This is a genomic window from Sphingopyxis sp. P8 (genome assembly GCF_020622175.1).
GTDB lineage: Bacteria > Pseudomonadota > Alphaproteobacteria > Sphingomonadales > Sphingomonadaceae > Sphingopyxis > Sphingopyxis jiangsuensis.
Genome location: NZ_JACNMK010000002.1, coordinates 871,362 through 896,072 on the forward strand (window position 1 = coordinate 871,362; position 24,711 = coordinate 896,072).

The 24,711-nt window shown below is 63.5% G+C and carries 20 protein-coding genes and 1 tRNA gene; 19 read left to right on the forward strand and 2 right to left on the reverse strand.

From position 1 onward, the window contains the following. The first annotated feature begins 16 nt into the window (after window positions 1-16). Window positions 17-274: a recombinase family protein gene (locus tag H7692_RS12615; protein WP_227340474.1), complete on the forward strand. Its 258-nt coding sequence runs from the start codon at window positions 17-19 to the stop codon at window positions 272-274. Window positions 275-412: 138 nt separating this feature from the next. Here H7692_RS12615 and H7692_RS12620 read toward each other — a convergent pair whose 3' ends face one another. Beyond that, window positions 413-925: a hypothetical protein gene (locus H7692_RS12620; RefSeq protein WP_227340283.1), complete on the reverse strand. Its 513-nt coding sequence runs from the start codon at window positions 923-925 to the stop codon at window positions 413-415. A 274-nt stretch (window positions 926-1,199) separates the two neighbouring features. Here H7692_RS12620 and H7692_RS12625 point away from each other — a divergent pair, with 274 nt between their 5' ends. From H7692_RS12625 to H7692_RS12670, 10 genes are all read left to right on the forward strand, one after another. Further along, window positions 1,200-1,790 carry a hypothetical protein gene (locus H7692_RS12625; RefSeq protein ID WP_227340284.1) on the forward strand — a complete coding sequence of 197 codons (591 nt, stop codon included), beginning with the start codon at window positions 1,200-1,202 and terminating at the stop codon, window positions 1,788-1,790. Then, window positions 1,787-3,343, forward strand: coding sequence for a type I restriction-modification system subunit M (locus H7692_RS12630; protein WP_227340285.1), 1,557 nt, complete (start codon window positions 1,787-1,789; stop codon window positions 3,341-3,343). Before H7692_RS12625 ends, H7692_RS12630 begins: the two co-directional genes overlap by 4 nt. Then, a complete protein-coding gene (rhuM, locus tag H7692_RS12635; RefSeq protein ID WP_227340286.1) occupies window positions 3,343-3,795 on the forward strand; it encodes a RhuM family protein in 453 nt (150 codons plus the stop codon). The genes H7692_RS12630 and rhuM overlap by 1 nt, the downstream gene beginning before the upstream one ends. Beyond that, window positions 3,792-5,045 carry a restriction endonuclease subunit S gene (locus tag H7692_RS12640; RefSeq protein ID WP_227340287.1) on the forward strand — a complete coding sequence of 418 codons (1,254 nt, stop codon included), beginning with the start codon at window positions 3,792-3,794 and terminating at the stop codon, window positions 5,043-5,045. The genes rhuM and H7692_RS12640 overlap by 4 nt, the downstream gene beginning before the upstream one ends. Next, window positions 5,042-5,881 (forward strand): DUF3800 domain-containing protein, encoded by an 840-nt coding sequence (locus tag H7692_RS12645; RefSeq protein ID WP_227340288.1) that lies wholly within the window; start codon window positions 5,042-5,044, stop codon window positions 5,879-5,881. The genes H7692_RS12640 and H7692_RS12645 overlap by 4 nt, the downstream gene beginning before the upstream one ends. Continuing rightward, window positions 5,869-9,144, forward strand: coding sequence for a type I restriction endonuclease subunit R (locus tag H7692_RS12650; protein ID WP_227340289.1), 3,276 nt, complete (start codon window positions 5,869-5,871; stop codon window positions 9,142-9,144). The genes H7692_RS12645 and H7692_RS12650 overlap by 13 nt, the downstream gene beginning before the upstream one ends. Then, on the forward strand, window positions 9,141-9,851 hold the full coding sequence (locus H7692_RS12655) for a M48 family metallopeptidase (protein WP_227340290.1): 711 nt from the start codon (window positions 9,141-9,143) through the stop codon (window positions 9,849-9,851). The genes H7692_RS12650 and H7692_RS12655 overlap by 4 nt, the downstream gene beginning before the upstream one ends. Window positions 9,852-10,303: 452 nt before the next feature. After that, on the forward strand, window positions 10,304-10,777 hold the full coding sequence (locus tag H7692_RS12660; RefSeq protein WP_227340291.1) for a DUF3489 domain-containing protein: 474 nt from the start codon (window positions 10,304-10,306) through the stop codon (window positions 10,775-10,777). Between the two features lie 17 nt (window positions 10,778-10,794). Beyond that, complete coding sequence (locus H7692_RS12665) at window positions 10,795-11,208, forward strand: DUF2924 domain-containing protein (protein WP_227340292.1); 414 nt, start codon at window positions 10,795-10,797, stop codon at window positions 11,206-11,208. Then, window positions 11,205-12,839: a recombinase family protein gene (locus tag H7692_RS12670; RefSeq protein ID WP_227340293.1), complete on the forward strand. Its 1,635-nt coding sequence runs from the start codon at window positions 11,205-11,207 to the stop codon at window positions 12,837-12,839. The genes H7692_RS12665 and H7692_RS12670 overlap by 4 nt, the downstream gene beginning before the upstream one ends. A gap of 192 nt (window positions 12,840-13,031) precedes the next feature. On the opposite strand, the gene H7692_RS12675 is transcribed toward H7692_RS12670, so the two are convergent. Continuing rightward, a tRNA-Leu gene (locus tag H7692_RS12675) sits at window positions 13,032-13,118 on the reverse strand. Between the two features lie 301 nt (window positions 13,119-13,419). Here H7692_RS12675 and H7692_RS12680 point away from each other — a divergent pair. The 8 genes from H7692_RS12680 (at window position 13,420) to H7692_RS12715 (ending at window position 24,701) form a co-directional block, all read left to right on the forward strand. After that, entirely contained in the window at window positions 13,420-15,003 is a 1,584-nt protein-coding gene (locus tag H7692_RS12680) for a hypothetical protein (RefSeq protein WP_222137050.1), read from the forward strand. 83 nt (window positions 15,004-15,086) lie between these two features. Further along, a complete protein-coding gene (locus tag H7692_RS12685) occupies window positions 15,087-17,783 on the forward strand; it encodes a TonB-dependent receptor domain-containing protein (protein ID WP_227340294.1) in 2,697 nt (898 codons plus the stop codon). A gap of 165 nt (window positions 17,784-17,948) precedes the next feature. Next, window positions 17,949-18,833: a type II secretion system protein N gene (locus H7692_RS12690; protein WP_222137052.1), complete on the forward strand. Its 885-nt coding sequence runs from the start codon at window positions 17,949-17,951 to the stop codon at window positions 18,831-18,833. Window positions 18,834-18,838: 5 nt separating this feature from the next. After that, the gene (gene gspD, locus H7692_RS12695) at window positions 18,839-21,040 is read left to right on the forward strand and encodes a type II secretion system secretin GspD (protein ID WP_222137053.1); all 2,202 of its coding nucleotides are present in this window, start codon (window positions 18,839-18,841) and stop codon (window positions 21,038-21,040) included. Beyond that, on the forward strand, window positions 21,037-22,533 hold the full coding sequence (locus H7692_RS12700) for a GspE/PulE family protein (RefSeq protein WP_222137054.1): 1,497 nt from the start codon (window positions 21,037-21,039) through the stop codon (window positions 22,531-22,533). Before gspD ends, H7692_RS12700 begins: the two co-directional genes overlap by 4 nt. Next, entirely contained in the window at window positions 22,526-23,740 is a 1,215-nt protein-coding gene (gspF, locus tag H7692_RS12705) for a type II secretion system inner membrane protein GspF (protein WP_222137055.1), read from the forward strand. The genes H7692_RS12700 and gspF overlap by 8 nt, the downstream gene beginning before the upstream one ends. Window positions 23,741-23,752: 12 nt before the next feature. Then, window positions 23,753-24,235, forward strand: a complete 483-nt coding sequence (gene gspG / locus H7692_RS12710) for a type II secretion system major pseudopilin GspG (RefSeq protein WP_227340295.1) — start codon at window positions 23,753-23,755, stop codon at window positions 24,233-24,235. Next, window positions 24,210-24,701, forward strand: a complete 492-nt coding sequence (locus tag H7692_RS12715; RefSeq protein WP_222137056.1) for a GspH/FimT family pseudopilin — start codon at window positions 24,210-24,212, stop codon at window positions 24,699-24,701. Before gspG ends, H7692_RS12715 begins: the two co-directional genes overlap by 26 nt. The last annotated feature ends 10 nt before the right edge of the window (window positions 24,702-24,711 follow it).

The window sequence follows — 24,711 nt, forward strand, 5'->3', positions numbered from 1 at the left end:
GCCTCTAGGCCTGCGACTGAGAGGTGTAACCTGTCGCAACCGTGATCGCGCCGGCCTCTCCCAAGCGCTGGCTGTCGTGCGTGCCGGCGAAACTCTGGTCGTGCCGAAGCTGGATCGCCTTGCCCGGTCCCTGCCGGACGCGCGGACCATCGCCGATGAGTTGGAGAAGCGCCGCACCAGCCTTGCGCTGGGCAAGCAGGTCTACGATCACAACGATCCCATCGGCCGGATGGGGCAGCTCATGAACATCAGCGTGATGGAGATGTCAAAATGAGCGCGTACCCATCGCGGTGACTTACGCTCCGATGGAAAAATCGATGCTCTGAACTCAGTTCGATCTTCGTGAGGTGGAGCGCCCATCTTGGACGCTCCAAAGGATCGCTGACACCGGGCGCGGTTAGCGCTGCGACCGTCAGTTCTGGCCGCTCGCAGCCGGCGCTCCTTGGCGGCTGCGGCGAACGCGCATATCCATGACGAACGCGATCAGGTCTTCTTTGGCGCGCTTCTGCACGATGGCGTAGGTTTCATTGGCGTTGATGACTGAGCTTCCTGCGGCTTGGAACACGGTGGAGTTCCAGACCTTGTAAGCGAATGACCATTCGCTGCACACTGAGAGTGACGCGTCGGCAACGGCTTCAGCTGTTTCGGAGAGTGCCAGGTATTCCATGGCTTTCTTGCGAGTGCAGCGCAGCCACTCTGTGGTGACCTTGTCGCGGCCTGCTTCTGCCCGCTCGCGCAGCTCTACCGGCCATGGCTTGTTACGCTTCTGCTTCTCGCCGCTTTGCCGAATTTCGGTCAGTTCGGTCTTGAGCTGCTCCATCGTGCACTGAGGATCGTTCGTGTCGGGGCATGCGGTGGTCATCAGGAGCAGAGCAAAAAGAAGACTCATCATCATCGCTTTCTGGGCTTGGATTTTGCGGCTCACTTAGCCGCCGAACAAGCCGGCAACAATGTTGCCCGCAGATTTATCCGTCACGTCCGGCCAGAGCATTCCGAGCGTGCCAGCGACCACGCGGCCCGCAAAGTCGGTCTCATACATCGCACCAAGGAACCGTCGGTCTGTACTTCTTCCGGTTACGAAGGACGCTGAGTGCCATGAAGTCGGGCGTCAGCGGAAGAAGTTGATGCCGCCTTCGAATATTTCGCTATGGAACCTAATTCCATTGACAGTTTGAGATTCTGCGCTAGAAACCGGATCCATGGCAACAATCAACCTCGTAGCATGCGCTAGCATTTTCAGCGGCACTGCAGTCGTGCGGGGCTCAAGCGATTCGCTCGCAGTCATGGTGGGCGACCTGGACGGTAGTGGCGTCCTCCCGCGCATGCTCAGCAAGGTGGGTGCGCCACCTTCGGCGCGCTCGGGGACATTGCGCGCGGGCGACGTTGTGATCTCGTTGCGCGGCAATGCCAACAACGCCGCTGTCATTGACGCTAGCGATCTTGATGGCCCGCCACTGTTCGCCACCCTCGATCTTGCCGTCATCAGGCTCGCCGATCCTGAAAACGTCAGCCCCCACTACATCGCCACCTACCTCAATCTGCCGACAACGCAGGCAGTTCTTGCGGAAGGCCGGGAAGGGTCGGCCGCTAAGCGCCTGCCGCTAGGGCCGTTGAAGAGCCTTCAGCTCCCGGTTCCCGACTGGCAGCGCCAGTTGGCAATTGTTTCTCTTGCACGCGAGGCAGCAGAGGAACGGCGACTGGCCGATCACCTTGTCCGCCTTCGCTCCACCCTCATCAATCATTGTCTGGCTGAGGCTGCTGCCCTGCCTATGAAGGAAGCCACCCTATGACCCCCGTCAAACAGTCCGACGTCAACAAGGCCGCATGGGATGCCTGCGACACGTTCCGTGGCACCATCGATGCGGCCAACTATAAGGACTACATCCTTGTCTTCCTGTTCTGGAAGTACCTGAGCGACATCTGGGCCGACGAGCGCAAGCAGGCTGCCGAGCAGTATGACGGTGACGAAACGCGGATCGCCCGCCGCCTCTCGCGTTTCCGCTTCCAGCTCCCCTATGGCACCAGCTTCCATGACCTGTACCCCCAGCGCAACGCCGAGAATGTAGGCGAACTGGTCAACATCGCCCTTGAAGCGATCGAGGATGCAAACCTTGCGAAGCTGGAGAACGTGCTGACCGCAGTCGACTTCAACAGTCGCAACAACCTTGGTGAAACGGCTGACCGCAACCGGCGGGTGAAGGACCTTTTCGACACCTTCCACAAGCCCGCGCTCGATTTCTCGCCTTCGCGCTTTTCGGGCAAGGACACCGCCGAAGACGTTATCGGCGAAACCTACATCTACCTGATCTCCCGCTTCGCCAGCGATGCAGGCAAGAAGGCTGGCGAGTTCTTCACCCCGCGCAAGGTGTCCGAGCTGCTGGTCAAGCTTGCCGATCCGCAGCCCGGCAACCGCATCTGCGATCCGGCCTGTGGTTCTTCCACGCTGCTGATCCGCGCTGCCGAGTATGTGGCGGAAAAGGAAGGCAAGCAGCACGCCAGCGAAGCCAATGTCGCACTGTTCGGGCAGGAGGCGACGAACCAGACCTCGGCGCTCGCCCGGATGAACATGTTCCTTCATGGGCTGGATAGCGCGCGCATCGAATGGGGCGACACGCTGACCAACCCCAAGTTCCTGACCGAAGATGCACTGATGCGGTTCGACCGCGTGATCGCCAATCCGCCCTTCAGCCTTAAGAAGTGGGGCAGCGAGACGGCGAAGAACGATCGCTTCCACCGCTATCACCGTGGTCTGCCGCCGCAGTCGCGCGGAGACTATGCCTTCGTCAGCCACATGATTGAAAGCGCCCGCCCGCGTGAGGGCAAGGTTGCGCTGATCGCGCCGCATGGGGTGCTGTTCCGGGGCGCGGCTGAAGGCGTGATCCGGCAGAAGCTGATCGAGGAGAACTTGCTCGATGCGGTCATCGGTCTGCCCGCGCAGTTGTTCCCCTCTACCGGCATCCCGGTGTGCATCGTGATCTTCGACCGTTCGCGGGAAAAGGGCGGCGCGCGCGCTGGCGTGGACGATGTGATGTTCATCGACGCGAGCCGCGACTTCACCCCCGGCAAGAAGCAGAACGAATTGGGGGAAGGCCACATTGCCAAGATCGTGGCCACCTATCAGGCGCGCGAGGACGTGGAGCGTTATGCCTCCCTCATCGAGCGGGCCCAGATCCGGGAGAACGGCTACAACCTCAACATTCCCCGCTACGTCGACACCTTCGAGGCAGAGGCCGAAATCGACATTGCCGCTGTTCAGGCCGAGATCGTGGCGCTGGAAAAGCAGCTGGCCGATACGCGCAAGCGCATGGACGGCTTCCTGAAGGAACTGGGGGTATCGCTCTGATGGCGAGCGATCTGATCCAGTACCAGACCGAGGATGGCGTCACCGTCATTCGCCTTCAGGCGCGCGACGGCAAGGCCCCACGCAAGGCTGACGCGATGATTGCCAAGAACTATCTGAGCGAAGAGCAGATGGAGCCGCTCAACCGCGTCACCACGGCCTATCTCGAATTTGCCGAATTGCAGGCACAGGGGCGGCGCCCGATGCATATGGCGGACTGGATCGCCAAGCTGGACGAGTTCCTGAAGCTGGCGGATCGCGACATCCTTACCGGCGCAGGGCGGATCAGCCATGCCGCCGCCATGGCCAAGGTGGAGGCGGAATACCCCATCTGGAACCAGCGCCGCATCAATGCCCCCAGCGCGGTCGAGCAGCATTTTCAGGAGGCGACACAGGCGGCCAAGCGGATTGCGGCTGAGAAGAAGAAGCCGAAGGGCAAAGGGGCTAAGTCGTGAGCACCGGTGGCGGACAAGGGGGTTCAGCATATCCCAAAAGCATTCAACCGGGCATCCCGAAGATCGACAATCCGGCAGGGTGGCCAACCCCGAAGATCGGCGCGTTGCTCAAGGTGGTGCAGCGACCGGTCAGGTTGGAAAAGACCAAGGAGTATCGACTGGTAACTGCGCGGCGCAGTCGCGGTGGGATCGTTCGGCGCGAAACTTTGCTTGGCAAAGATATCGCCACGCCATCCCAGTTTGAGATTGCCGAGGGCGATTTTCTAATCTCGCGTCGCCAGATTGCACACGGCGCATGCGGGATCGTGCCGGCCGAATTGGCAGGTTCGATTGTCTCGAACGAGTATGCCACTCTGCGTCCTACCGCCGCGCTCGATCCGGGTTTTCTCAAACACCTCACCGCCTCGATCTACTTTCAGCAAACGTGCTTTCATTCGAGCATCGGCGTACACGTAGAAAAGCTCGTCTTTGATCTGCAAGGTTGGCTTAGGTGGCCGATTGCAGTGCCGGAGCCGCCCGAACAGCGGCGGATCACGGCGGTGCTGGACGCATGGGATGAAGCGATCGCAGCGTCTGAAAAGCTCGCGAGATCGAAGAAGAAGCTGTTGAGCTCCGTAGCAGATAAACAAATGGAACTCTGGTCTGATGGCGTAGAGCTTGGCACTCTGGTGCGCGTTAACGCCGCGTCGTTGCCAAACGCCACAGCAGCTGATTTCAGGTTTGAGTATTTCCCCATTGGCGATGACGACGAGGCCGGGGGGTGGATGACATATGCCGAAAGCCCATCTCGTGCCCGTCGGCTTGCGAGGCCCGGTGATGTTGCATATTCCACGGTGCGGCCTCTCCTTCGTCGGCTCTTCGTTGTCACCGAGCACCCAAGCGCGGTGTTCTCAACGGGCTACACCATTCTCAGTCCCAAGGAACGTGGCGATAGCGCCTTCATCTTCCACCTGATGACCTCCGCAACCGTCGAACGGCAGGTTCATGGTCGCGTGACGGGATCGGGTTACCCAGCCATTTCGGCGTCGGATCTCAAGACCATCAAGATCCCTAAAATCCCAAAAGACCAAAGGATGCGGATCGGGCAGACCCTGACAAGTGCTTCGGATGAGGTCTACCAACTCGAAGCCTTGGCTACTCTCCTCCGTAACCAGAAGCGCGGCCTCATGCAGGGGCTCCTCACTGGTAAGTTGCCCGTTCCCAAAAGCATTGAGGCCCTGCTCCCCAGCAATATCGAGGTGGCAGCATGAAATTCATCTATGCCGACGAAAGCGGAGGCCGCGACCAAGGTGACGTCTTTGTCATGTGCGGCCTGATGGTCGACGCTTACAAGCTTAGGAAGAAAACGGCCGATTTCGATGCGAAACTAGAAGCGCTGTTCGCCACACACCCCGGCAACCGAGGCGATCTCAAGACGAGCCGTTTCATCAACGGCAGGGGGGCCTGGAACCAGATTGCCGCTCAGGAGCGCAAGGATTTCTTGACCGACGTATGCCGTCTTGCCGTGGCAAACGGAGGCAAGATCTATGGCATCGGACTGTCGTTCAACGCCTTTGACGCGGCGGTAGGCGCTGACCATGGCCATCCCTTCGGCAACAACTATTGGATTGCCGCCAGCATGTTCACCAGCGCGCTGGTGCAAAAGAAGATGCAAGGCGTGGCCAACAGCAAAGGCCTGACTGTTCTCATCATGGATGACAACAAGGCCGAGATGGCAAGGCTTTCAGACGGTCTATACGATTGTAGCGACTGGTATGACGGTCTCTACCAATGCCGGGGCAGGGTGCGTGGAAAGAGCGTCTGGCTACCGAGGACGAAAAAGGACCGCTTCGATCACATCATCAACACTGCGTTCGCCATCAAGTCAGATCACTCTTCACTCGTACAGGTAGCTGACGCGATCAGCTACGTATATCGTCGGCACCTCGAACTGAAATCGCAGGCGGAAGCCTACGCTGGCGAACAGGCCTATTACCAAGGGCTGATCGACATTCTTGAGCCGCATCGCGAGAAGATCGGGCAGTCGCCCGCTGTACCCTGCGTAGCCTTTTACCGGGCGGCTCAGCATCCGGAATGGGCCCTTTGACCGGCCCCCGCTTCGCGACCTCCGAAATGGGCGGTGTGCAGCTCGCCGCCGTGATGACGCTCGCGCGCAATGGCTGGCGCTACATGCCCCGCGCCGAGGTGGATGCCGAGCGGCGTGGACGGCTTGATGGGATCGTGCTGGAAGATGTGCTGGCCGAACGCATTCTGGCGCTCAACACAGTGCGGCAGCGCGGGCGCAACCATCCCGTGACCGAATCTGCCGCGCGCGAGGCGGTGGACCGCCTGAAGGGTCTTGCAGCCAACCTCTCCGAAGGCTTGCTCACCGCCAATGGCAGGGCGAGCGACATGCTGCGGCTCGGCACTTCGATCGACATGACGATCGAGGGGGAGACCAAGGGCCGGCAGCTGCGCTTCATCGATTGGGACACGCCCGCCAACAACCGGTTCCACATGACCTGCGAATTCGCCGTGCGGCGTGAACGACGGGACGATACCCGGCGGCCCGACATCGTGCTGTTCGTCAACGGTGTGCCGCTGGTGGTGGTTGAGGTGAAGAAGAGCGCCGTCACCACCGCCGAGGGCGTCAGCCAGATGATCCGCAACCAGAACCCGGATGGAGAAATCCCCCGGCTGTTCGTGCCCGCGCAGTTGCTGATCGCCGCCAACGACAGCGCCCCGCGCTATGCCACCACCGGCACCCCCGCCCCCTTCTGGGCACACTGGCGCGAGGAAGGCTTTGGCGAGGGCGAACTGCACACGCGCGTCAACCGCGGGCTCGACCCGGAAGAGGCGGCGCGGATCTGGACCGATTTCAGCCCGTTCCGCCGCGCCCATGACCGCCTCATGGATGCAGGCAGCGGCGGACGCCTGCCCACCGAACTCGACCGCACGCTAATCGGCCTCTGCACGCCGGAACGCCTGCTCAAGATCGTGCGCGGCTTCACCCTGTTCGACAATGGCGTGAAGAAGGTCGCCCGCTACCAGCAGTTCTTCGGCGTGGAGCGCACGCTGGAGCGCGTGGCGCAGGTCGATACGGCGGGCAAACGCGCAGGCGGTGTTATCTGGCACACGCAGGGGTCCGGCAAGTCGCTCACCATGGTGATGCTGGCGGGTGCGATCGAGCGGGCCTATCCGCGCGCGCGGCTGATCCTGGTGACCGATCGCGTCGATCTCGACGATCAGCTGACCGGCACCTTCCGCGACACCGGCAAGTCGCCCGAACAGGCCGCGACCGGCAAGGAACTGATCCGTCTGCTCCGCGAAAAGCGCGCCGTGGTCACGACGCTGATCCACAAGTTCCGCTCGGCCCTGGCCGCTGCCGGTCAGTTTGTTGACGACGATCAGGACATCTTCGTGCTGGTCGACGAAAGCCATCGCAGCCAAGCCGTCACCGATATCGACAGCCTGCATGCCCAGATGCGCAAGGTGCTGCCCCGCGCCGCCTATATAGGCTTTACCGGCACGCCCCTGCTCAAGTCGGAGAAGAGCACTTTCGACCGCTTCGGCGGGCTGATCCACGACTACAAGATTGATCGCGCCGTTGAGGACAAGGCAGTGGTCCGGCTGCTTTACGAAGGCCGCCATGTCGACATGACAGTTCAGCAGGCCCCGCTCGACAAATGGTTCGACCGCGTGACGCGCGAGCTTTCGGCCGACCAATGCGCCGATCTCAAGAAGCGTATGGCCCGGGCGCAGGTCGTGCAGGGGGTAAAACCCTGGCTTCAGGAAGTGGCCTGGGACATCGCCAACGATTTCGACCGCAACCTGCGCGGCACGCCATACAAGGCGCAGCTGGTTGCACCGTTCAAGCGGGAAGCGGTGCTGCTCAAGAAGCTGATGGACGAAACCGGGCTCGTGACCAGCGCAGTCATCATCTCCGAAGAGGACGATCGGCAGGGCCACGAAGCCGTGGGTGCCGAGGACGAGGATGATGTCGTCAAGGCTTACCTGAAACAGGTTACGGCGTTGCAGCCGCTGAAGACCTTTGAGAAGGACACAATCCGGGCGTTCATCGCCGGCACGGGCGTTGATGTGCTGATCGTGGTCGACAAGCTGCTCACCGGCTTCGACGCGCCGCGTAACCAGACGCTCTATCTCGCCAAGGAACTGCGCGAGCATAAGCTGCTGCAGGCGATTGCGCGGGTGAACCGGCTGTTCTCATCAAGCGAGGAGGACGAATTGGGCCGCCCGCTTCACGAGAAGGAACATGGCCGGATCGTCGATTACGTCGGGAGCCTCGGAAATCTCGATCAGGCGCTGACCAGCTATCGCGAGTTCGCAGGCTATGACGAAAGTGACGTCGCTGAGGCCATGCTTTCGCTCCATGATGAGGCGCAGCTCCTGCCAGACCGGCATGCCGCGCTGCTCGACATGTTCAAGGGCATCGGCAATGCGTTCGACATGGAAGCGTACCAGCTCCACCTGCGCGAGGAACTGACCCGCAGACGCTTCTATGAAAGGCTGAGCGCGTTCGCCCGCACGCTGCAGACTGCGTTCTCGTGTCAGCAATGGATCGAGGAGACCGAAGAGCGGGTCATTGCCAACTACAAGGCAGACCTGAAGCGCTTCGAGGAGCTGCGCCGGGCGGTCCGCCTTCGGTACGGCGATGCTGACGAGGATTACGACTATCGTCGCTATCAGGCGGCCATCCGCGCGCTGCTCGACAAGCATATTGATGCGAGCGAGCTGATGTCCGTGGTTTCCCCCGTCGACATCTTCGACGATCAGAGCTTCCGGCAAGTGGTCGAAGGACAGAGCGGAAGCCCTGCCTCTGTCGCCGACACCATTCTTTCGGCGGCAACCCGCACGATCAATGAGCGAATGGAGGAAGATCCCGCCCTTTATGCGCGGTTCTCGCGGATGGTTCAGGAAATCATCGATGCCTTCCGTGAGGGGCGCCTGAGCGAAGCCGAATATCTGAACCAGGCGCAGGAAGTCCGTGCCACTGTCGTGCGCGAGGCTCAGGGGCAGGGCGGCGGTGACCTGCCCGAAGCTGTGCGCGGCGCGCCGCTAACCAGCGCGCTGTACCGGCAGGCAGCGGAGTCCATGCGTGAAGTATCAGGCGCCCAGACCGAAGACATCGCGTCGCTCATCGCTCTCGAGTTCGCGAACATCATTGGACGACACGCCCGCGTGGGCTGGACCAACGATGCAGACATCGAAAAGCTGATGCGGCAGGACATGGACGATTTCCTGATCGATGAAATCAAGAACAAGCATGGTCAGTACGGCCTCGAATTCGATCTGATCGATGAGATGCTCGATCAGGCCATTGCCCGCGCCAGAAGGCTAGCGGCCCAATGACCGAGGTAGCCGGGCGGTTGGAAATCGGCACGGAAGCGTTCGACTACACGCTTCGCAGATCTGCGCGAAAGACCCTCGGAATTTCCGTAAAGCCGGACGGCAGCGTCGTTGTCACTGCCCCTGAGGCTGCCAAAGTATGCCAGATTGAGGCCATTCTGCGCAAGCGAGCCTCATGGATTCTCGACAAGGTCGATGAGGCGGTGTTGCGAACTCCGCCCTTGCCCCCGCGCAGATACATTCCGGGCGAAACACATTATTTCCTAGGTCGGCAGTACCGCTTGCGGGTTGATCCCGAGGCACGGGGCACCCGCCGCGAGGACGACTGGATAATTGTGGGCGGCGTGCCTTCAGATGAACCGAGCAGGATCCGAAATCGCTTGATGCGGTGGTATGAGGTTCAGGGTTATCGTATCTTTTCTGAAAGATTGTCGGCGTGCATTCAGCTATTCAGCTCAGACTTCGAACGCCCCAAGTTAAAGATCGCCGAAATGGAGCGCCGTTGGGGGAGCTATGTTCCTACGTCGCATAGCCTGGTGCTCAACCATGTTCTGGTGCAGGTGCCGGTGCCACTGATCGACTATGTGATCACCCATGAGCTTTGCCATCTCCCTTACCCAAATCACGGACCGGAGTTCGCTAGATTGATGGGAAAACTGATGCCCGATCATGCGCGACGTAAGGCCAATCTGGAACTGGTGTTCACGTAGTTAGAGCCAGACCTGCACCCGAGTTCAACGCTCGGTGCTGCGAGTAGTTCGCGATCATCTACCCACCACAGCACACCACGATCGCCTAGCCGTCCGCGCCGAAACGACAGGTCGACGCAGACGGCACAGACCTTCGCTCTCTTTCCAGGTCCTTTCTGACGCCAAGCCCACGAATCGATGGTACTATAAGGAATGCGCCAAGCACCCAAGTGAGTACCGGGCATGATCCCGGACAGCTCTCATCCATGGCGGCGAAAGCGAAGGATGCGATGGTCGTGGAAAGGCGACATCGCCTCCAGTCAACATTCCCCTCGACTTCCTTGGCACCGCAAGCATTGGTGTTGTCAGTGAATCGCGGCACCTGAGCAGCCGCATCCCCGACGCCAGAGGCGCAGCGGGGCATCGGGTGGTGGGAGCAGCGGTGGTCGCTGCTCTGATCAGGAGACCCACCCATGACCAGTACCGTTACAATGGCCGACACTTCGGCATTTGCCAACCACAGGGGCAAAGCGGCGCGCACCGCAGAAGCTTCTAAGGAGCGTCTGAGAGCCTCATCAGAGGCCCATAGGAAGCGGGACAAGAAGTTGGTCGCGACTGCTTCGCCGGAGAAGACTAGCAAGCCCTACCCGAGCGTGCCTGCTAGCGAAGCCGCCGGCGGCTCGGCAACTCAAAAGCCGCGCCAGACCAAAGCCTCGTTGGTCGAGGCGCTGCTCGCACGCGAGGGCGGCGCCAACCTCGCCGCACTAAGTGATGCGACCGGCTGGCGAGCGCATACCTGCCGTGCTTTCCTCACCGGCCTACGGAAGAAGGGCAGGGAGGTGATCCGCGCCAGCGATAAGGATGGCAAGTCGATCTACCTGATCGCACCGGACCGTTCGCCTGCACCATCGCCCGCCACCGACCAGACCGAGGCGGAGGGCAACTGATGGGCCGGCGGGCGCTGATGACCCTCGACCGGCTTGGGGGGCTTGGTCCGGCTGAACTGAAGGAGGAGTGGGCGCGCTGTCATGGCGCGCCCGCGCCGTCCGTCACGCCGGACCTGTTGCGGCTTGGCATCGCCTACAGGCTGCAGGAGAAGCAGCAGCGCGGACTGAGCCGCGAAAGCAAGCGGCTGCTACGTCAGGCGAGTGCGATAACCCAGCGGGACAATGCAACGGCACCACCACCGCGCCGCCTCTCGCCCGGCACGCGGCTGGTGCGCGACTGGCACGGCACCGGCCACACGGTCACCGTACTGGTCGACGGATTCGAGTACGATGGCCGCTCTTGGCGATCGCTGACTGCCATCGCCAAGGCCATCACCGGCACTCACCGCAACGGCCCGAGGTTCTTCGGCCTCACCGGAGATGCCGCATGAAGCCGCTGCGTTGCGCCGTCTACACCCGCAAGTCGACCGAGGATGGTCTGGAGCAGGAGTTCAACAGTCTCGATGCCCAGCGCGAGGCCTGCGAAGCCTACATCCTGAGCCAACGTCACGAGGGCTGGTCGCTGGTTCCAAACCATTATGACGACGGCGGGTTCTCCGGTGGTAATATGGAACGGCCCGGTCTGAAAGCGCTGCTCGCCGATATCGATGTTGGGCTGGTCGACGTGATCGTCGTCTACAAGGTCGACCGGCTCACCCGCAGCCTTGCTGACTTTGCCAAGATCGTTGAGCGGCTCGATGCTAAGCAGGCCAGCTTCGTCAGCGTGACGCAGGCGTTCAACACCACGACCAGCATGGGACGACTTACGCTCAACGTCCTGCTCAGCTTCGCGCAGTTCGAGCGCGAGGTCACCGGCGAGCGGATCCGCGACAAGATCGCCGCCTCCAAGAAGAAGGGGCTGTGGATGGGTGGACCCGTTCCGCTCGGCTACCAAGTGGTCGAGCGCAAGCTGGTGCCAGTCCCTGAGGAGGCCGAACGGGTGCGCACCATCATGCGGCGCTACATCACCTCAACCTCAGCAAACCAACTGATCGCCCAACTGGAGGCAGAAGGGATCAGAACCAAGATCCAGTACCGCTCCAGCGGACCGCACAAGGGCGGGATCCCGTTCAAGCGGGGCAGCCTGTTCCACCTGCTCGCCAACCCGATCTATCGCGGCAAGATCGTGCACAAGGGCAAGGTCTACGACGGCGAGCACAAGCCCATCATCGACGAGGAGCTGTGGACCGCGGTGCAGGCGCGGCTGCAGCAGAAGGCGCCGCCGCGCAAGCGAATGAGCAACGATCCGCAGGAGGCCATGCTGCGCGGGCTGCTCACCGACCCCGACTGCAGGCCGATGGTTCCGACCTACACAAAGAAGAGAACGCAGCGCTACGCCTACTACGAGACCCGCAAGGACCTCGCGGCGAAGAACGGGGTGCCTGCGCCCACGCGCATCGCTCAGTCGAGCATCGAACGGCATATCGTCAGCCATCTGACCGCCCTACTTGACGATGAGCATGCGCTACGGCGACTGACCATTATGGAGGAAGCGAGTCAGCTGACAGCATTGTTCGATGCGGCACGGCTGCGCAGGTTGGAACTGGAGCATCCTAGGACCCGCGACGATACTGTCCGATCGCTGATCGCAGGCATTGCTATCGGCGGGAGCAGCATGCGGATCAACGTCAACCTTGGGGCGCTAGGAGCGCAAGGCGAAAAGCCGCTCTACCTGCCGCTCCCGGAACGCAAGCCGTTCCGAGAGGTTAAGCTGCGGATCGAGAATGGTGCGGGCGCTGACTGGACCGATCGCAAGCTGGCCAGTCTGATCACCGAGGCGATGGAGGTGCGGGAGCTGGTTCTGGCATCGCCGGAGCTCAGCCTCAACCAGCTTGGCAAGCGTGAGGGTCGCTGCCGAACCCAGCTTGCCAAGCTGTTCCGATTGTCGTGGCTGAGCCCTCGCATCGTCGAAGCGATCATCGACGGTCGCCAGCCCGCGCGCCTTGATCGAAGGACACTGCTCACGGCAGACCTGCCGACATGCTGGCAGGCGCAGGAGCGGTTGCTGGGGTTGGCTGCCTGACACAGCGCGACCCCACTTGCGGTTAGTTTTTTCCGGACAGAGATAGCAGAGGTAATGGGTCGGATAATCCGGCTCTTTTTGAGTGCTCAGGCACACGTCTGCCTTCAACCACCACCGAAATCCCGCAGAACTGCGCCGCTTTCCGAGCGCAGGGCGCCCTAGGGCGAAAATTCGATTTCAGGAGAGACTGTTTGGTGCGGTCGAGAAGACTCGAACTTCCACGGCCTTTCGGCCACAACGACCTCAACGTTGCGCGTCTACCAGTTCCGCCACGACCGCACATCATGATGGGCCGAACGGGTCCGGCACCAGGTAGGAGCGGGCGCCTAGCAAAGCTTTGCGGGGTATGCAAGCGAGCTTCGCAGCATTTATTTTTTGCATAGGCGAAGATGCAAGGCCGCCCAGCGGGCGCGTGTCACACAATCGACTCCAAAGAGTCATTCAACTGTCATTGCTCTGGCGTCAGACCGTCATCGAATCACCCTAGTGGCGGCGCCATCGGGGGTGACGGGCAACACTTTCACCTGCCGGTTGTCGTTCACAGCGTCCATCAGGGCGCGCACCGGGTACGGAGATTTTCATGGCGGCTTTTGCACGCATTCGTATGGTCATGCTCAGCGGCGTGGCCTGTTCAATTCTGGCCGCCTGCGGCGCCGATGGCGTTGCATCGCCGGGCGAGGGGGTCATCGTCGTTCCGACGCCCACGCCGACTCCGACTCCGACGCCGACACCGACCCCCACCCCGACGCCGCCCGCGACTGTTACGCCGGCTGCCAATTGCCCGACCATCGCCGGTGGCGACCAGTTGTCGGATCTCGGCACGATCACGGGCAATGAAGGCACGTGGCGCAACTGTGGTTTCCCCGCCCGCTTCAATTCGACCACCGCGATCCCCAAGGTTGCCGGCGTCATCTATTCGCTTCCCGGCCGTGTCGATGTCGGCACCGACCAGGGGGCGGCCAGCACCAACACCGACGTCACGCTGACGATCGACCCGGGCGTCACCATCTTTGGCGCGACGGGCGTTTCGTTCCTTGTCGTCAACCGCGGCAACAAGATCGACGCTGTGGGCACGCCGACGCAGCCGATCGTCTTCACCGGTCGCGGCAACGTCGTCGGTTCGGCGAACGACCAGACGTCGCAGCTTTGGGGCGGTGTCGTCCTGCTCGGCCGCGCGCCGATCACCGACTGTCTTGCTCCGGGCGCGACGCCGGGCACCGCGGCGTGCGAACGCGACACCGAAGGCACGTCGAACGCGCTCTATGGCGGTGCGCAGCCCGCCGACAATTCGGGCCGCATGTCCTATGTGCAGATCCGCTATTCGGGCTTCGTGCTCAGCGCCGACAAGGAATTGCAGGGCCTGACGCCGTCGGGCGTCGGTTCGGGCACCCAGTTCGACCACATCCAGATCCACAACAGCTCGGACGACGGCATGGAAGTTTTCGGTGGCCGCCCGAACTTCAAGCACATGATCGTTACCGGAGCCGAAGATGACAGCTTCGACACCGACGTCGGCTACAAGGGCAACATCCAATATGCGATCGCGATCCACCGTGCCGGCGGCGCGGTCGGCGACTCGATGATGGAAATCGACTCGGACGGCAATGAAAACACGACGCCGCGCCAGAATGTCACCATCTCGAACTTCACCTTCATCCATCGCAACAATGCCGCGGGGAACGGCGCCGCAATCCGTATTCGCGGCGGCGCCGATTACACCTTTGCCAACGGCTTGATTGTCGCTCCCGGTATCCGCTGCCTGCGCATCGACAGCACGTCGACGACGCAGCCTGCCGACCCGGCGCTCGACGAAGCGGGACCGCCGAAGTTCTTCTCGATGTCGATGCAGTGCAACGCGACGCCGTTCCGCGGCGGCGGCAGCCCGGCGGTGACCGACGCGCAGGTTCAGGCGATCTTCGAAGCGGGCACCAACAACCGCACGACCTACACGCCGACGCTGACGAACCTGTTCGTCAACGGCGCGACCGAAACGGGCTTCACGCCGTTCGACGCGAAGACGATCAACGCCTTCTTTGACACCACCGCCTACGTCGGCGCCGTCCGCGACGCCAACGACACCTGGTACCAGGGCTGGACTTGCAACTCGGCGACGGCGGGCTTCGGTTCAACGAGCGGCAGCTGCACCGCCATCCCGACGACCTGATCGCTCGCGATCCAATGCGGGGAGCGGGCGAGCCTTGAGGGGCTGGCCCGCTCCCTTCCTACATTTTCTTGGGGACAATCCACATGACAAAGCGGCCGATCTTCGCCAGCCTGCTCCTCCTCAGCACCGCCCTCGTCGCGCCGTCCGCATTTGCGCAGGACGCGGCAAGCGAACCCGCGACCGACGAACCGACCGCCGACCAGGCGACCGACGATGCCGCGGCGCAGGACGAGGATTTCGACGTTTCGATCCCGGGCGGCGCCAATAGCGAAATCGTCGTCACCGGCCGCTACACGCCCAATGTCGTGCGTGCGACGCCTGAAGTGGTCTCGGTCCTGTCGTCGGCCGACATTGCGCGCACGGGCGAGGGTGACATTTCAGGTTCGCTCCAGCGCGTGACCGGCCTTTCGGTCGTTGGCGGGGGCTTTGTCTATGTCCGCGGCCTCGGCGACCGCTATTCGCTCGCACTGCTCAACGGCTCGCCGCTGCCGAGCCCCGAGCCGTTGAAGCGCGTCGTTCCGCTCGACATCTTTCCGTCCAACGTGATCGATTCGACGCTCGTCCAGAAAAGCTATTCGGCGAACTTCCCCGGCGAATTTGGCGGCGGCGTCATCAACCTGACGACCAAGGCGACGCCGCGCGAACCCTTCCTGACCTTTTCGGGCGGTATCGGCTGGGATAGCGAGACGACCAACCAGCTCGGCTATACCTATTATGGCAGCGACACCGACTGGACCGGTTTCGACGACGGCACGCGCGACATTCCGCCGCTGCTCAAGGCGGCGCTGAACAGCGGCAAGCCGATCCTCGAAGGGGCCGATTTCACCCAGGACGACCTCGAAGCGATCCAGATGGAGCTGGTCAACGCCGAGACGAGCCTGCTCCAGCAGAACAACCATATTCCGGTCAATTGGTCGGCCGGGGTCACCGGCGGCACGACCGTTACCTTGCCCAATGGCGAGCTTGGCATCATCGCCACCGCAGGGATCAGCAACAAGTGGCGCACGCGCGACACGCTCCAGCAAACGTCGCTGAACCAGGATCTGTCGGGCGATCCGCAGACGAGCTATAACCGCGTCATCACCGACAACCGCATCGTCGTGAACGGCCTGCTCGGCTTCGGGCTCGAGCTCGGCGATCACAAGTTCCGCTGGACCAATCTTTATATCCGCGACACGCTGAAGCAGGCGCGGCTTGGCCTCGGTACCGATCGCAACCAGTCCGAACGCGATATTTTGAAGCAGGATACGGCCTGGTTCGAACGGCAGCTGATCAACACGCAGATCGTGACCGAGCTGGAGTTCGACCGGTTGCAGGTCGACCTGCGCGGCGCCTATGCCAATTCACAGCGCGAAGCGCCCTATGAGCGCGGCTTCACCTATGTCCGCACCAACCTGCCGACCGACCAGGATCCGACCGGCGACAAGTTCGTCAACGACCTGGGTGGCAATCGCGGCGATGCGACGATCGCCTTTTCGGATCTGAACGAAGATTTGTGGTCGGGCGGCGTCGATCTGTCGTACGAGCTCGCCCCGCGTATCACCGCGACGGTCGGCTATGCCTATACCGATACGCACCGCGTCTCGGTCCGCCGCGCCTTCCAGTTTCGCGGCTCGAACCTGCCGATTTCGGTGACGCAGCTGCGCCCCGACTATCTGTTGTCGGACGCCACGATCCAGCTTTACGACATCGCGCTGCAGGAAACCTCGGCGCAGGACGGCACGGCGGCCTTCGACGCAAAGCTGACGACGCACGCCGGCTATGCGCAGCTGCAGGCCGAAATCGTCCCCGGCGTCAACGTCAATGCAGGCGTACGCTACGAGGAAGGCAAGCAGACGGTCGTGCCGATCGACCTGTTCAACACCGGCGGCAGCGCGATCGTCGAAACCGACCTCAATAACGACTATTGGCTGCCCGCGCTGACGGTCACGTGGGAAATCGCGCCCGACATGCAGATCCGCGTGAACGGGTCAAAGACGATCGCGCGCCCGCAGTTCCGCGAACTGATTGCGCAAATCTATCAGGACACCGATTCGAACCGCCTGTTCCGCGGCAACCCGTCGCTTACCGACAGCGAACTGTGGAACGCCGAACTGCGCTATGAATGGTATTTCGGGCGCGACCAGCGCCTGACGGCGGCGGGCTTCTACAAGTCGATCGAAAATCCGATCGAGACCTATACCTCGGTGTCGGACTCGGCGGTCAATTCGAGCTTTGCCAACGCGCCCAAGGCGACGCTCTATGGCGCCGAGCTGGAAGTGCAGAAATATTTCCCGCTCGATACCATGTCGGACGCGCCCTTCTGGCAAAGCCGCCGCCTCGTCCTGATCGGCAACTACACCTATACCCAGTCGGAGATCAAAGTCGGGGCAAACGACACGACGGTCATCAACGGCGTGGTGCAGGATGCGGCGAACTTTTTCTTCGACGGTTCGCCGATGACCGGCCAGTCGGATCATCTGGTCAATTTCCAGTTCGGTCTCGAGGATCAGGACCGGCTGTCGCAGCAGACGCTTCTGCTCACCTATGCCAGCCCGCGCGTGACCAGCCGCGGTCCGTCGGGTCAGCCCGACATCCGCGAAAAGCCGGGCATCTCGCTCGATTTCGTCGCGCGGCAGGGGATCAACCTGCTCAAGAAGGAAATCGAACTGAAGTTCGAGGCGCGCAACCTGACGGGGCGCACCTATAAAGAGGTTCAGGAAGCCGGCGACAACCGCATCTTCCTCAACCGCTACAAGCTGGGCCGGACTTTCTCGCTCAGCGCGTCGCTCAAATTCTGACCGGCGTAGAGGCCCCTCCCGTGCGGGAGGGGCCTCGACCAGTTCGGTGCGGTCGCGGACTCGCGCCCCTGACAAAAAACTGTAATCTTCCCGTCAACTGATTGTCACGCTTCGCCCCTAGGCGATTCGCATGACGTTTTTCAGCTGGGGGACAGGGACGAATTCATGGCGACGCTGATGTCCGGATCGGCCGTACGGCTGCCGCGCGCGCTGCCATCGTGGCTTCGCCTGCGCAGGGCATCGCCGCGTGCTATTGGCCCGCAGCTGGTCGTTGCGCTTTTGGGAGCGCTTCTCGTTTGGCAGGCTGTCCGCTTGCTTTGGGCCCTCGTCGTCCCCTTGTCGCCGCTGGGAGCGTGGGAGCCCCAGACAGCTGTCATCGCCTCGCCCGCTGAGCGCCGCGCCATCTTCACCAGCCTCGATCCTTTTTTTCGCAGCGGGCAACAGGGTCCGGCAAGTGCAACGGTGACCGCGCTCGGCCTGACGCTTTACGGCGTCAATCTCAACGCGGCCACGGGCGGCGGTTCGGCGATTATTGGCGGCGAGGACGGCGAACAGGCGAGCTATGCGGTTGGCGAAGAGATTGCACCGGGGGTCCGGCTTGTCGGCATTGCGTTCGATCATGTGCTGCTCGACCGCGGCGGAGCGCGCGAAAGCCTGTTCCTCGACCAGAGCGGCGACGCGCCCATCGTCACCCCGGCCTCCCCTTTGCCTGCCCCGACGCCCGAGCTTAGATCTGCGCCTGCAACCGGGGCAGCAGCGGGCGGCGAAATGTCGCCGGCCGCGCTGCGGAGCGGCGTCGGTTTTGCGCCCCGGACCGAAGAGGGACGCGTAACGGGCCTCGTCGTCCAGCCGCAGGGCGATGGCGCGGCTTTCCGCGCGGCGGGGCTGCGTCCCGGCGACGTTATCCGCTCGGTCAACGGCCGGCCGATCGGCTCGGCGGGCGACGCCGCCTCGCTTGCGAGCCAGTTCGCCCCGGGCGCGCGCATCTCGCTTGAAATCGAACGCGGCGCCAGCGTCGTGCCCGTCGCCATCTTTCTCTCGAAGCAATAGGTCCTATGCGTTTCAGACTTTCCCTGATGCTCGCCGCCGCGCTGGTTTCGGCCGCGCCCGTTCCGGCGTTCGCGCAATATACGCTGAACGTCCGCGATGCCGACATCCGCGCCTTCATCCAGGATGCCGCGCGCGTCACCGGGCGCACTTTCGTCATCGACGGACGCGTCAACGGCAAGGTGTCGGTGGTCACCGACCGCCCGTTGTCGCGCAGCGAATATTTCGAGATTTTCCTCGCGACCTTGCGCTCGAACGGCCTTGTCGCGGTTCCCGGCCCCAATGGCGCCTACCGCATCCAGCCGATCGACGGCGCCGCGGCGCAGCCCGGACGGATCGGCAGCGACCGTGCGGCGCAAAACCAGTTTGTGACCGAGATTATCCGCCTGCGCCATATCGACGCGGTGGCAGCCGTCGAGACGCTCCGCCCGCTCGTCAGCCCGCAGGGTTCGCTGACCGCCAACCGCAACGCCAACAGCCTGGTCGTTGCCGATTTTGCCGACAATATCCGCCGCATCCGCGCGCTGGCGTCGAGTATCGATCGCGACAGTTCGACGAGCCAGATCGTCACGCTCAAAAATGCGGGCGCGCGCGAGATCGCCGCAGCCTTACAGGCGCTGGTTCCTGCGGCGGGCGAGGGCGCACAAGCCCCCGTTGCAATCGTGCCGATCGACAGCAGCAACGCGATCGCGCTGCGCGGCGACCAGGCGCTCGTCGCGCGCTTCGTGTCGATGGCGCGCGATCTCGATCAGAAAGCGGCGGGCGGCACCGAGTTGCGCGTCTATTGGCTCCAGCACGCCAACGCCGAAACCTTGCTGCCGACCCTGCAACAGCTCGTCGGCGGCGGCAGCGACCCGGCGCAGAAGGCCGGGCTTCCGCCCGCCGGCGGCTCGTCGGGCGATGGCGGCGGAGCAGCGCCGGTCGCAGCAAGCTCCGGCGCCTCGGCGACCGTCGGCGGCGCAGGCGGCAGTATCGCGACGCGCGGCCCGGCCATCGTCACGCGCTATGAGGGCGCCAATGCGATCATCGTCGCCGCGAACAGCGAGGTCCAGCGGATGCTCGGCGAGTTGATCCGCCAGCTCGACAGCCGCCGCGAGCAGGTTCTCGTCGAAGCGATCGTCGTCGAAATCGGCGACGATGCGGCAAAGCGGCTCGGCGTGCAGTTCCTGCTCGGCGGCAAGAACATTCCCTTCGTTGCGACCAATTACAGCAATGCTCAGCCCAATATCTTCACGCTGGGCGGTGCCTATGCCGCGACCAAGCTCACCGAGGACAAGACCACCGTCGATGGCACGACGGTTGTTACGCAGACGTCGAGCGCGCTCGGGAACAGTCTGCAGGAAGCGGCAGCGGCGTCGCTCCTCTCGGCGACCGGCGGTTTCGCAGGATTCGCTGGCGACATCGGCAAGGACACGATCTTTGGCGCCATCATCAATGCGGTGAAGTCGGACACGACGTCGAACCTGCTCGCGACGCCGCACATCGTCACGCTCGACAATCAGGCGGCGAAGTTCCTGGTCGGACAGGAAGTGCCGATCACCACCGGCGAGGCGCTGTCCGACAATTTCGACAACGCCTTCCGTACCGTCCAGCGCGAGGAAGTCGGCATCAAGCTGGAGGTCACGCCGCAGGTCAATGGCGCGGGCGAGGTCAAACTGTTCCTGCGCCAGGAAGTGTCGAGCGTCGCGGGGCCGGTTTCGTCGCGCAACAGCGACCTCATCCTCAACAAGCGTTCGTTCGAGACGGTGCTGACGGTCGATGACGGCGAAATTCTGGCGATCGGCGGACTGCTCAACGACGACGAGCGGCGGACGATTGAGCGTATTCCGCTGCTCAGCGACATTCCGCTGCTCGGCGAGTTGTTCAAGTCGCGCAGCCGCTCGCGGTCCAAAACGAACCTGATGGTCTTCATCCGCCCGACAATCCTGCGCAACCGTGCTGACAATGCCGCGCTGACGGCGCGACGTTATGGCTATGTCCGCAACTTCCAGCTCCAGCGCAATCCGGGCGAGGAGCCGGCGATCGACACGCTGGTGCGCGATTATCTGGGCACGGTGCCGCCCGTCCCCAGCGCGGCGACTGCTGCCGACGTGACGGTGGGGCCGGTCAATCTGCCTGCGATGCGCGGTCCCGACGGTCAGGTCACCCCCACAGAGGTGCCGCCTTCGGAAGCCCATGCGCCCCCGCCCATGGAGGGAGATCAGCCGTGACCGACGGCATCCCGGCCGAAACGCCTCCCCCGGCGCCGGTCGATATTCCTTATGGCTTTGCGCGAACGCATGGCGTTGTAATAGCGCCGGGCGATGACGGAAGCTGGCTCGCAACCTTGCGCGAGGGCAGCGATCCCGCGGTGCTGATCGAGGTCAAGCGCTACCTCGCGAGCCCGCTGCGCGTCGCGACCGCGAGCGTCGCCGATTTCGACAGGCTGCTCTCCGACCATTATGCCGTCGATTCGTCGGCGGCGGGGCTCGCGGGATCGCTCGACGGCAGCGACATCGACTTGAGCCTCCCGAGCGCCGAGGATTTGCTCGACAGTGCCGACGATGCGCCCGCGATCCGGCTGATCAACGCGATCATCGCCGAAGCGGTGCGGCAGGGGGTCAGTGACATCCATATCGAACCTTATGAAAGCGGACTCGTCGTGCGGATGCGTGCCGACGGCGTGCTGCGCGAACATCTGCGGATGCCGCCGCATGTCGCGCCGGTCGTCGTCAGCCGCATCAAGGTGATGGCGCGGCTCGACATCGCCGAGCGCCGCGTGCCGCAGGACGGACGCATCGCGCTGACGCTCGCGGGCAAGGCGATCGACGTGCGCGTTTCGACCCTGCCGAGCCGCGCGGGCGAGCGGGTGGTGCTGCGTATCCTCGACAAGGATACGGCGGGGATCGATTTCGACGTGCTCGGCCTGTCGGGCGAGGCCGATCGCATCCTGCGCGAGGCGCTCGCCGAACCGAACGGCATCATCCTCGTCACCGGCCCGACCGGCTCGGGCAAGACGACGACGCTCTATGCTGCGCTCAAGCAATTGAACGATGGGCAGCGCAATATCCTGACCGTCGAGGACCCGGTCGAATATGCTGTCGACGGCGTCGGCCAGACGCAGGTGAATGCGAAGGTCGGGCTCGATTTTGCGGCGGGGCTGCGCGCGATTTTGCGCCAGGACCCCGACGTCGTGATGGTCGGCGAAATCCGCGACCGCGAGACCGCCGATATTGCGGTGCAGGCCTCGCTCACGGGTCACCTCGTCCTCTCGACCGTTCACACCAACGACGCGGTCGGCGCGATCACGCGCCTCAAAGACCTGAAGGTCGAACCCTTCCTGCTCGCCTCGACCCTGCGTGCGGTGATCGCGCAGCGGCTCGTGCGCAAGCTGTGCGATCATTGCCGCGAACCGGTGCAGGCCGATAACAGCATCGCCGCGATGCTCGGCCTCGACATCGGCACCGTGATCTGGCGTCCCAAGGGCTGCGAGCAGTGCGGGCAGACGGGTTACAAGGGCCGCATCGGCGTGTTCGAGGCGATCAAGGTCGACGAGACGGTGCGCCGCTATATCTATGCCGGCGGCGACGAAGCGATGATCGCGAGGCACGCATTTCTGAAGGCACCGACGCTCGCCTCGTCGGCGCGTGCGATGGTGGCGAAGGGGCTGACCACTGCCGAGGAAGCAATCCGCGTCGCGCGGCGCGAGGATGTCGATGCCTGATTATCGCTATGTGGCGATCGACCCCAAGGGGCGCGAACGCACGGGGCGATTGACCGCGGCGAACGACGATGCCGCGCGCGCCGACCTCGTGCGCCGCCATTTCCATGTCGTCGCGGTCGAGCCCGCGCTGCCGCGCGCGGCGGGACGGTCGCTCTTCGCATTTCGCCGCACGCGGCTCAGCAGCAAGGAACTCGCGCTGTTCACGCGCCAGCTCGCGACGCTCGCCGAAGTCGCGCCGCTCGAAGAGGCGCTGCGGACACTGACGCGGCAGAGCGAGGCCGAAAGCGCGCGGCTCGTGATCGGCGACGTCCATGCGGGGCTGCTGGAGGGCCGCCGCCTCGCCGACGCGATGGCGCGGCAATCGCCCAGCTTTCCGCCGCTCTATCGCGCGATGGTCGCGGCGGGCGAGACGACGGGCAGCCTCACCGTCATTCTCGCGCGGCTCGCCGACCTGCTCGAACGGCAAGCGGAAGTGCGTGGCAAGCTGATCGCCGCGCTCGCCTATCCGGTGGTGCTCGCGGTCGTTGCGATCGGCGTCGTGGCCGCGTTGATGATCTTCGTCGTTCCGCGCGTCGTCGAGCAGTTCACCGACGTTGGCCAGCAATTGCCCTTCCTGACGCGCGCGGTGATCGCGATTTCCAGCTTTGCCGCGAACTGGTGGTGGCTTGTCCTGTTGCTGCTCGCAGGAGCGGGCGCCGGCTGGGTCAGCGCGATGCGCCGGCCCGCCTTCAAGGCGCGCGTCGACGCGCGGCTGCTCCGCCTGCCTTTGCTTGGCCGCCTGCTTCGCGACCTCTATGCCGCGCGCTTCGCGCGCACGCTGTCGACGATGGTTTCGAGCCGCCTGCCGCTCGTCGAGGGGCTGCGGCTCACCGTGCCGACGATCCGCAACGCCGCGCTCGCCGCCGCGACCGCGGGGCTCATCGACCAGGTGCGTGCGGGCGGCAGCCTGTCGGCGGCGCTGCGCGATGCCGGGGTCTTTCCGCCGCTGCTCGTCTATATGACCGCCAGCGGCGAGAGCGCCGGGCGGCTCGAGGTAATGCTCGAACGTGCGGCCGAGTATCTGGAGCGCGAGTTCGATCGTTTCACCGCCGCGTCGATGGCGCTTCTCGAACCTGTCATAATCGTCGTTATGGGGTCGTTCGTCGCCCTCATCATCCTCGCCATCCTTCTGCCGATCCTCCAGTTGCAGAACCTCGCAGGACTATAATAAATGTCGCTGATGCAGCTTTTCATCCGCCTGATGTTCGACCCCCGGCGTCCGCCGGTCACGCGCCGCCGCCGTCGCGGCGAGCGCGGCTTTACGCTCACCGAGTTGATGGTCGTCATTTTCATCATCGGCCTGCTCGCGACGGTCGTCATGATCAATGTGCTGCCGAGCCAGGATCGCGCGATGGTGACCAAGGCGAAGGCCGACATCGCGACCCTCGAAACCGCGCTCGAACAATATCGACTCGACAATCTGACCTATCCGGCGACGACCGACGGCCTCAATGCGCTCGTCACCGCGCCGCCAGCGCTCGCGCAGCCCCAACGCTACCGCCGCGGCGGCTATATCAAGAAGCTGCCCGACGATCCGTGGGGGCGTCCCTATAATTACCAGGCGCCGGGGCTGAACGGGCAGCCGTTCGACGTCTGGTCGTTCGGCGCCGACGGCGCGCCCGGCGGGACCGACGACAATGCCGATATTCGCGGAGACAGCTGAGCGGGACGGGGGTCGCCGCCGCTCGCGCACCGGCGGGTTCACGCTCGTCGAACTGATGGTCGTGCTGATGATCCTCGCACTCGCTGCGACGGCGGTCGTGCTTACCATTCCCGACGAGCAGCAGACGGTGCGCAGCGAGGCCGACCGGCTCGCCGCGCGGCTTGCCGCCGCGCGCGACATTGCGGTCGTCGAAGGACGGAGCGTCGCGGTGCGCTTCGCGCCCTCGGGCTATGGATTCGAGCGCCGCATAGAGGGAAGTTGGCAGCCGCTTCCCGGGCGCTCCTTTGCCCAGCGCAACTGGCCATCCGACGTCGCCTTCGCCGGCGGCGACGGGCAGCCGGTCGCGCGGCTGATCTTCGACCGCGTCGGCACCAGCCCGACGCCGCAAGCGCTGGTCCTGTCGGGCGGAGGCGCGCGCGAGACGGTGCGAATTTCGGCGACGGGCGAGGTCAGCCGTGGCCGCTAAGGTCGAACAT

What these genes read in the sequence shown, in the direction of transcription:
- H7692_RS12680 (WP_222137050.1), top strand. Translation starts at nt 13,420, where the DNA reads ATGGCGGCTTTTGCACGCATTCGTATGGTCATGCTCAGCGGCGTGGCC.
- H7692_RS12645 (WP_227340288.1), top strand. Translation starts at nt 5,042, where the DNA reads ATGAAATTCATCTATGCCGACGAAAGCGGAGGCCGCGACCAAGGTGAC.
- H7692_RS12655 (WP_227340290.1), top strand. Translation starts at nt 9,141, where the DNA reads ATGACCGAGGTAGCCGGGCGGTTGGAAATCGGCACGGAAGCGTTCGAC.
- H7692_RS12690 (WP_222137052.1), top strand. Translation starts at nt 17,949, where the DNA reads ATGGCGACGCTGATGTCCGGATCGGCCGTACGGCTGCCGCGCGCGCTG.
- H7692_RS12670 (WP_227340293.1), top strand. Translation starts at nt 11,205, where the DNA reads ATGAAGCCGCTGCGTTGCGCCGTCTACACCCGCAAGTCGACCGAGGAT.
- rhuM (WP_227340286.1), top strand. Translation starts at nt 3,343, where the DNA reads ATGGCGAGCGATCTGATCCAGTACCAGACCGAGGATGGCGTCACCGTC.
- gspF (WP_222137055.1), top strand. Translation starts at nt 22,526, where the DNA reads ATGCCTGATTATCGCTATGTGGCGATCGACCCCAAGGGGCGCGAACGC.
- H7692_RS12625 (WP_227340284.1), top strand. Translation starts at nt 1,200, where the DNA reads ATGGCAACAATCAACCTCGTAGCATGCGCTAGCATTTTCAGCGGCACT.
- gspD (WP_222137053.1), top strand. Translation starts at nt 18,839, where the DNA reads ATGCGTTTCAGACTTTCCCTGATGCTCGCCGCCGCGCTGGTTTCGGCC.
- gspG (WP_227340295.1), top strand. Translation starts at nt 23,753, where the DNA reads ATGCAGCTTTTCATCCGCCTGATGTTCGACCCCCGGCGTCCGCCGGTC.
- H7692_RS12630 (WP_227340285.1), top strand. Translation starts at nt 1,787, where the DNA reads ATGACCCCCGTCAAACAGTCCGACGTCAACAAGGCCGCATGGGATGCC.
- H7692_RS12685 (WP_227340294.1), top strand. Translation starts at nt 15,087, where the DNA reads ATGACAAAGCGGCCGATCTTCGCCAGCCTGCTCCTCCTCAGCACCGCC.
- H7692_RS12660 (WP_227340291.1), top strand. Translation starts at nt 10,304, where the DNA reads ATGACCAGTACCGTTACAATGGCCGACACTTCGGCATTTGCCAACCAC.
- H7692_RS12650 (WP_227340289.1), top strand. Translation starts at nt 5,869, where the DNA reads ATGGGCCCTTTGACCGGCCCCCGCTTCGCGACCTCCGAAATGGGCGGT.
- H7692_RS12715 (WP_222137056.1), top strand. Translation starts at nt 24,210, where the DNA reads ATGCCGATATTCGCGGAGACAGCTGAGCGGGACGGGGGTCGCCGCCGC.
- H7692_RS12665 (WP_227340292.1), top strand. Translation starts at nt 10,795, where the DNA reads ATGACCCTCGACCGGCTTGGGGGGCTTGGTCCGGCTGAACTGAAGGAG.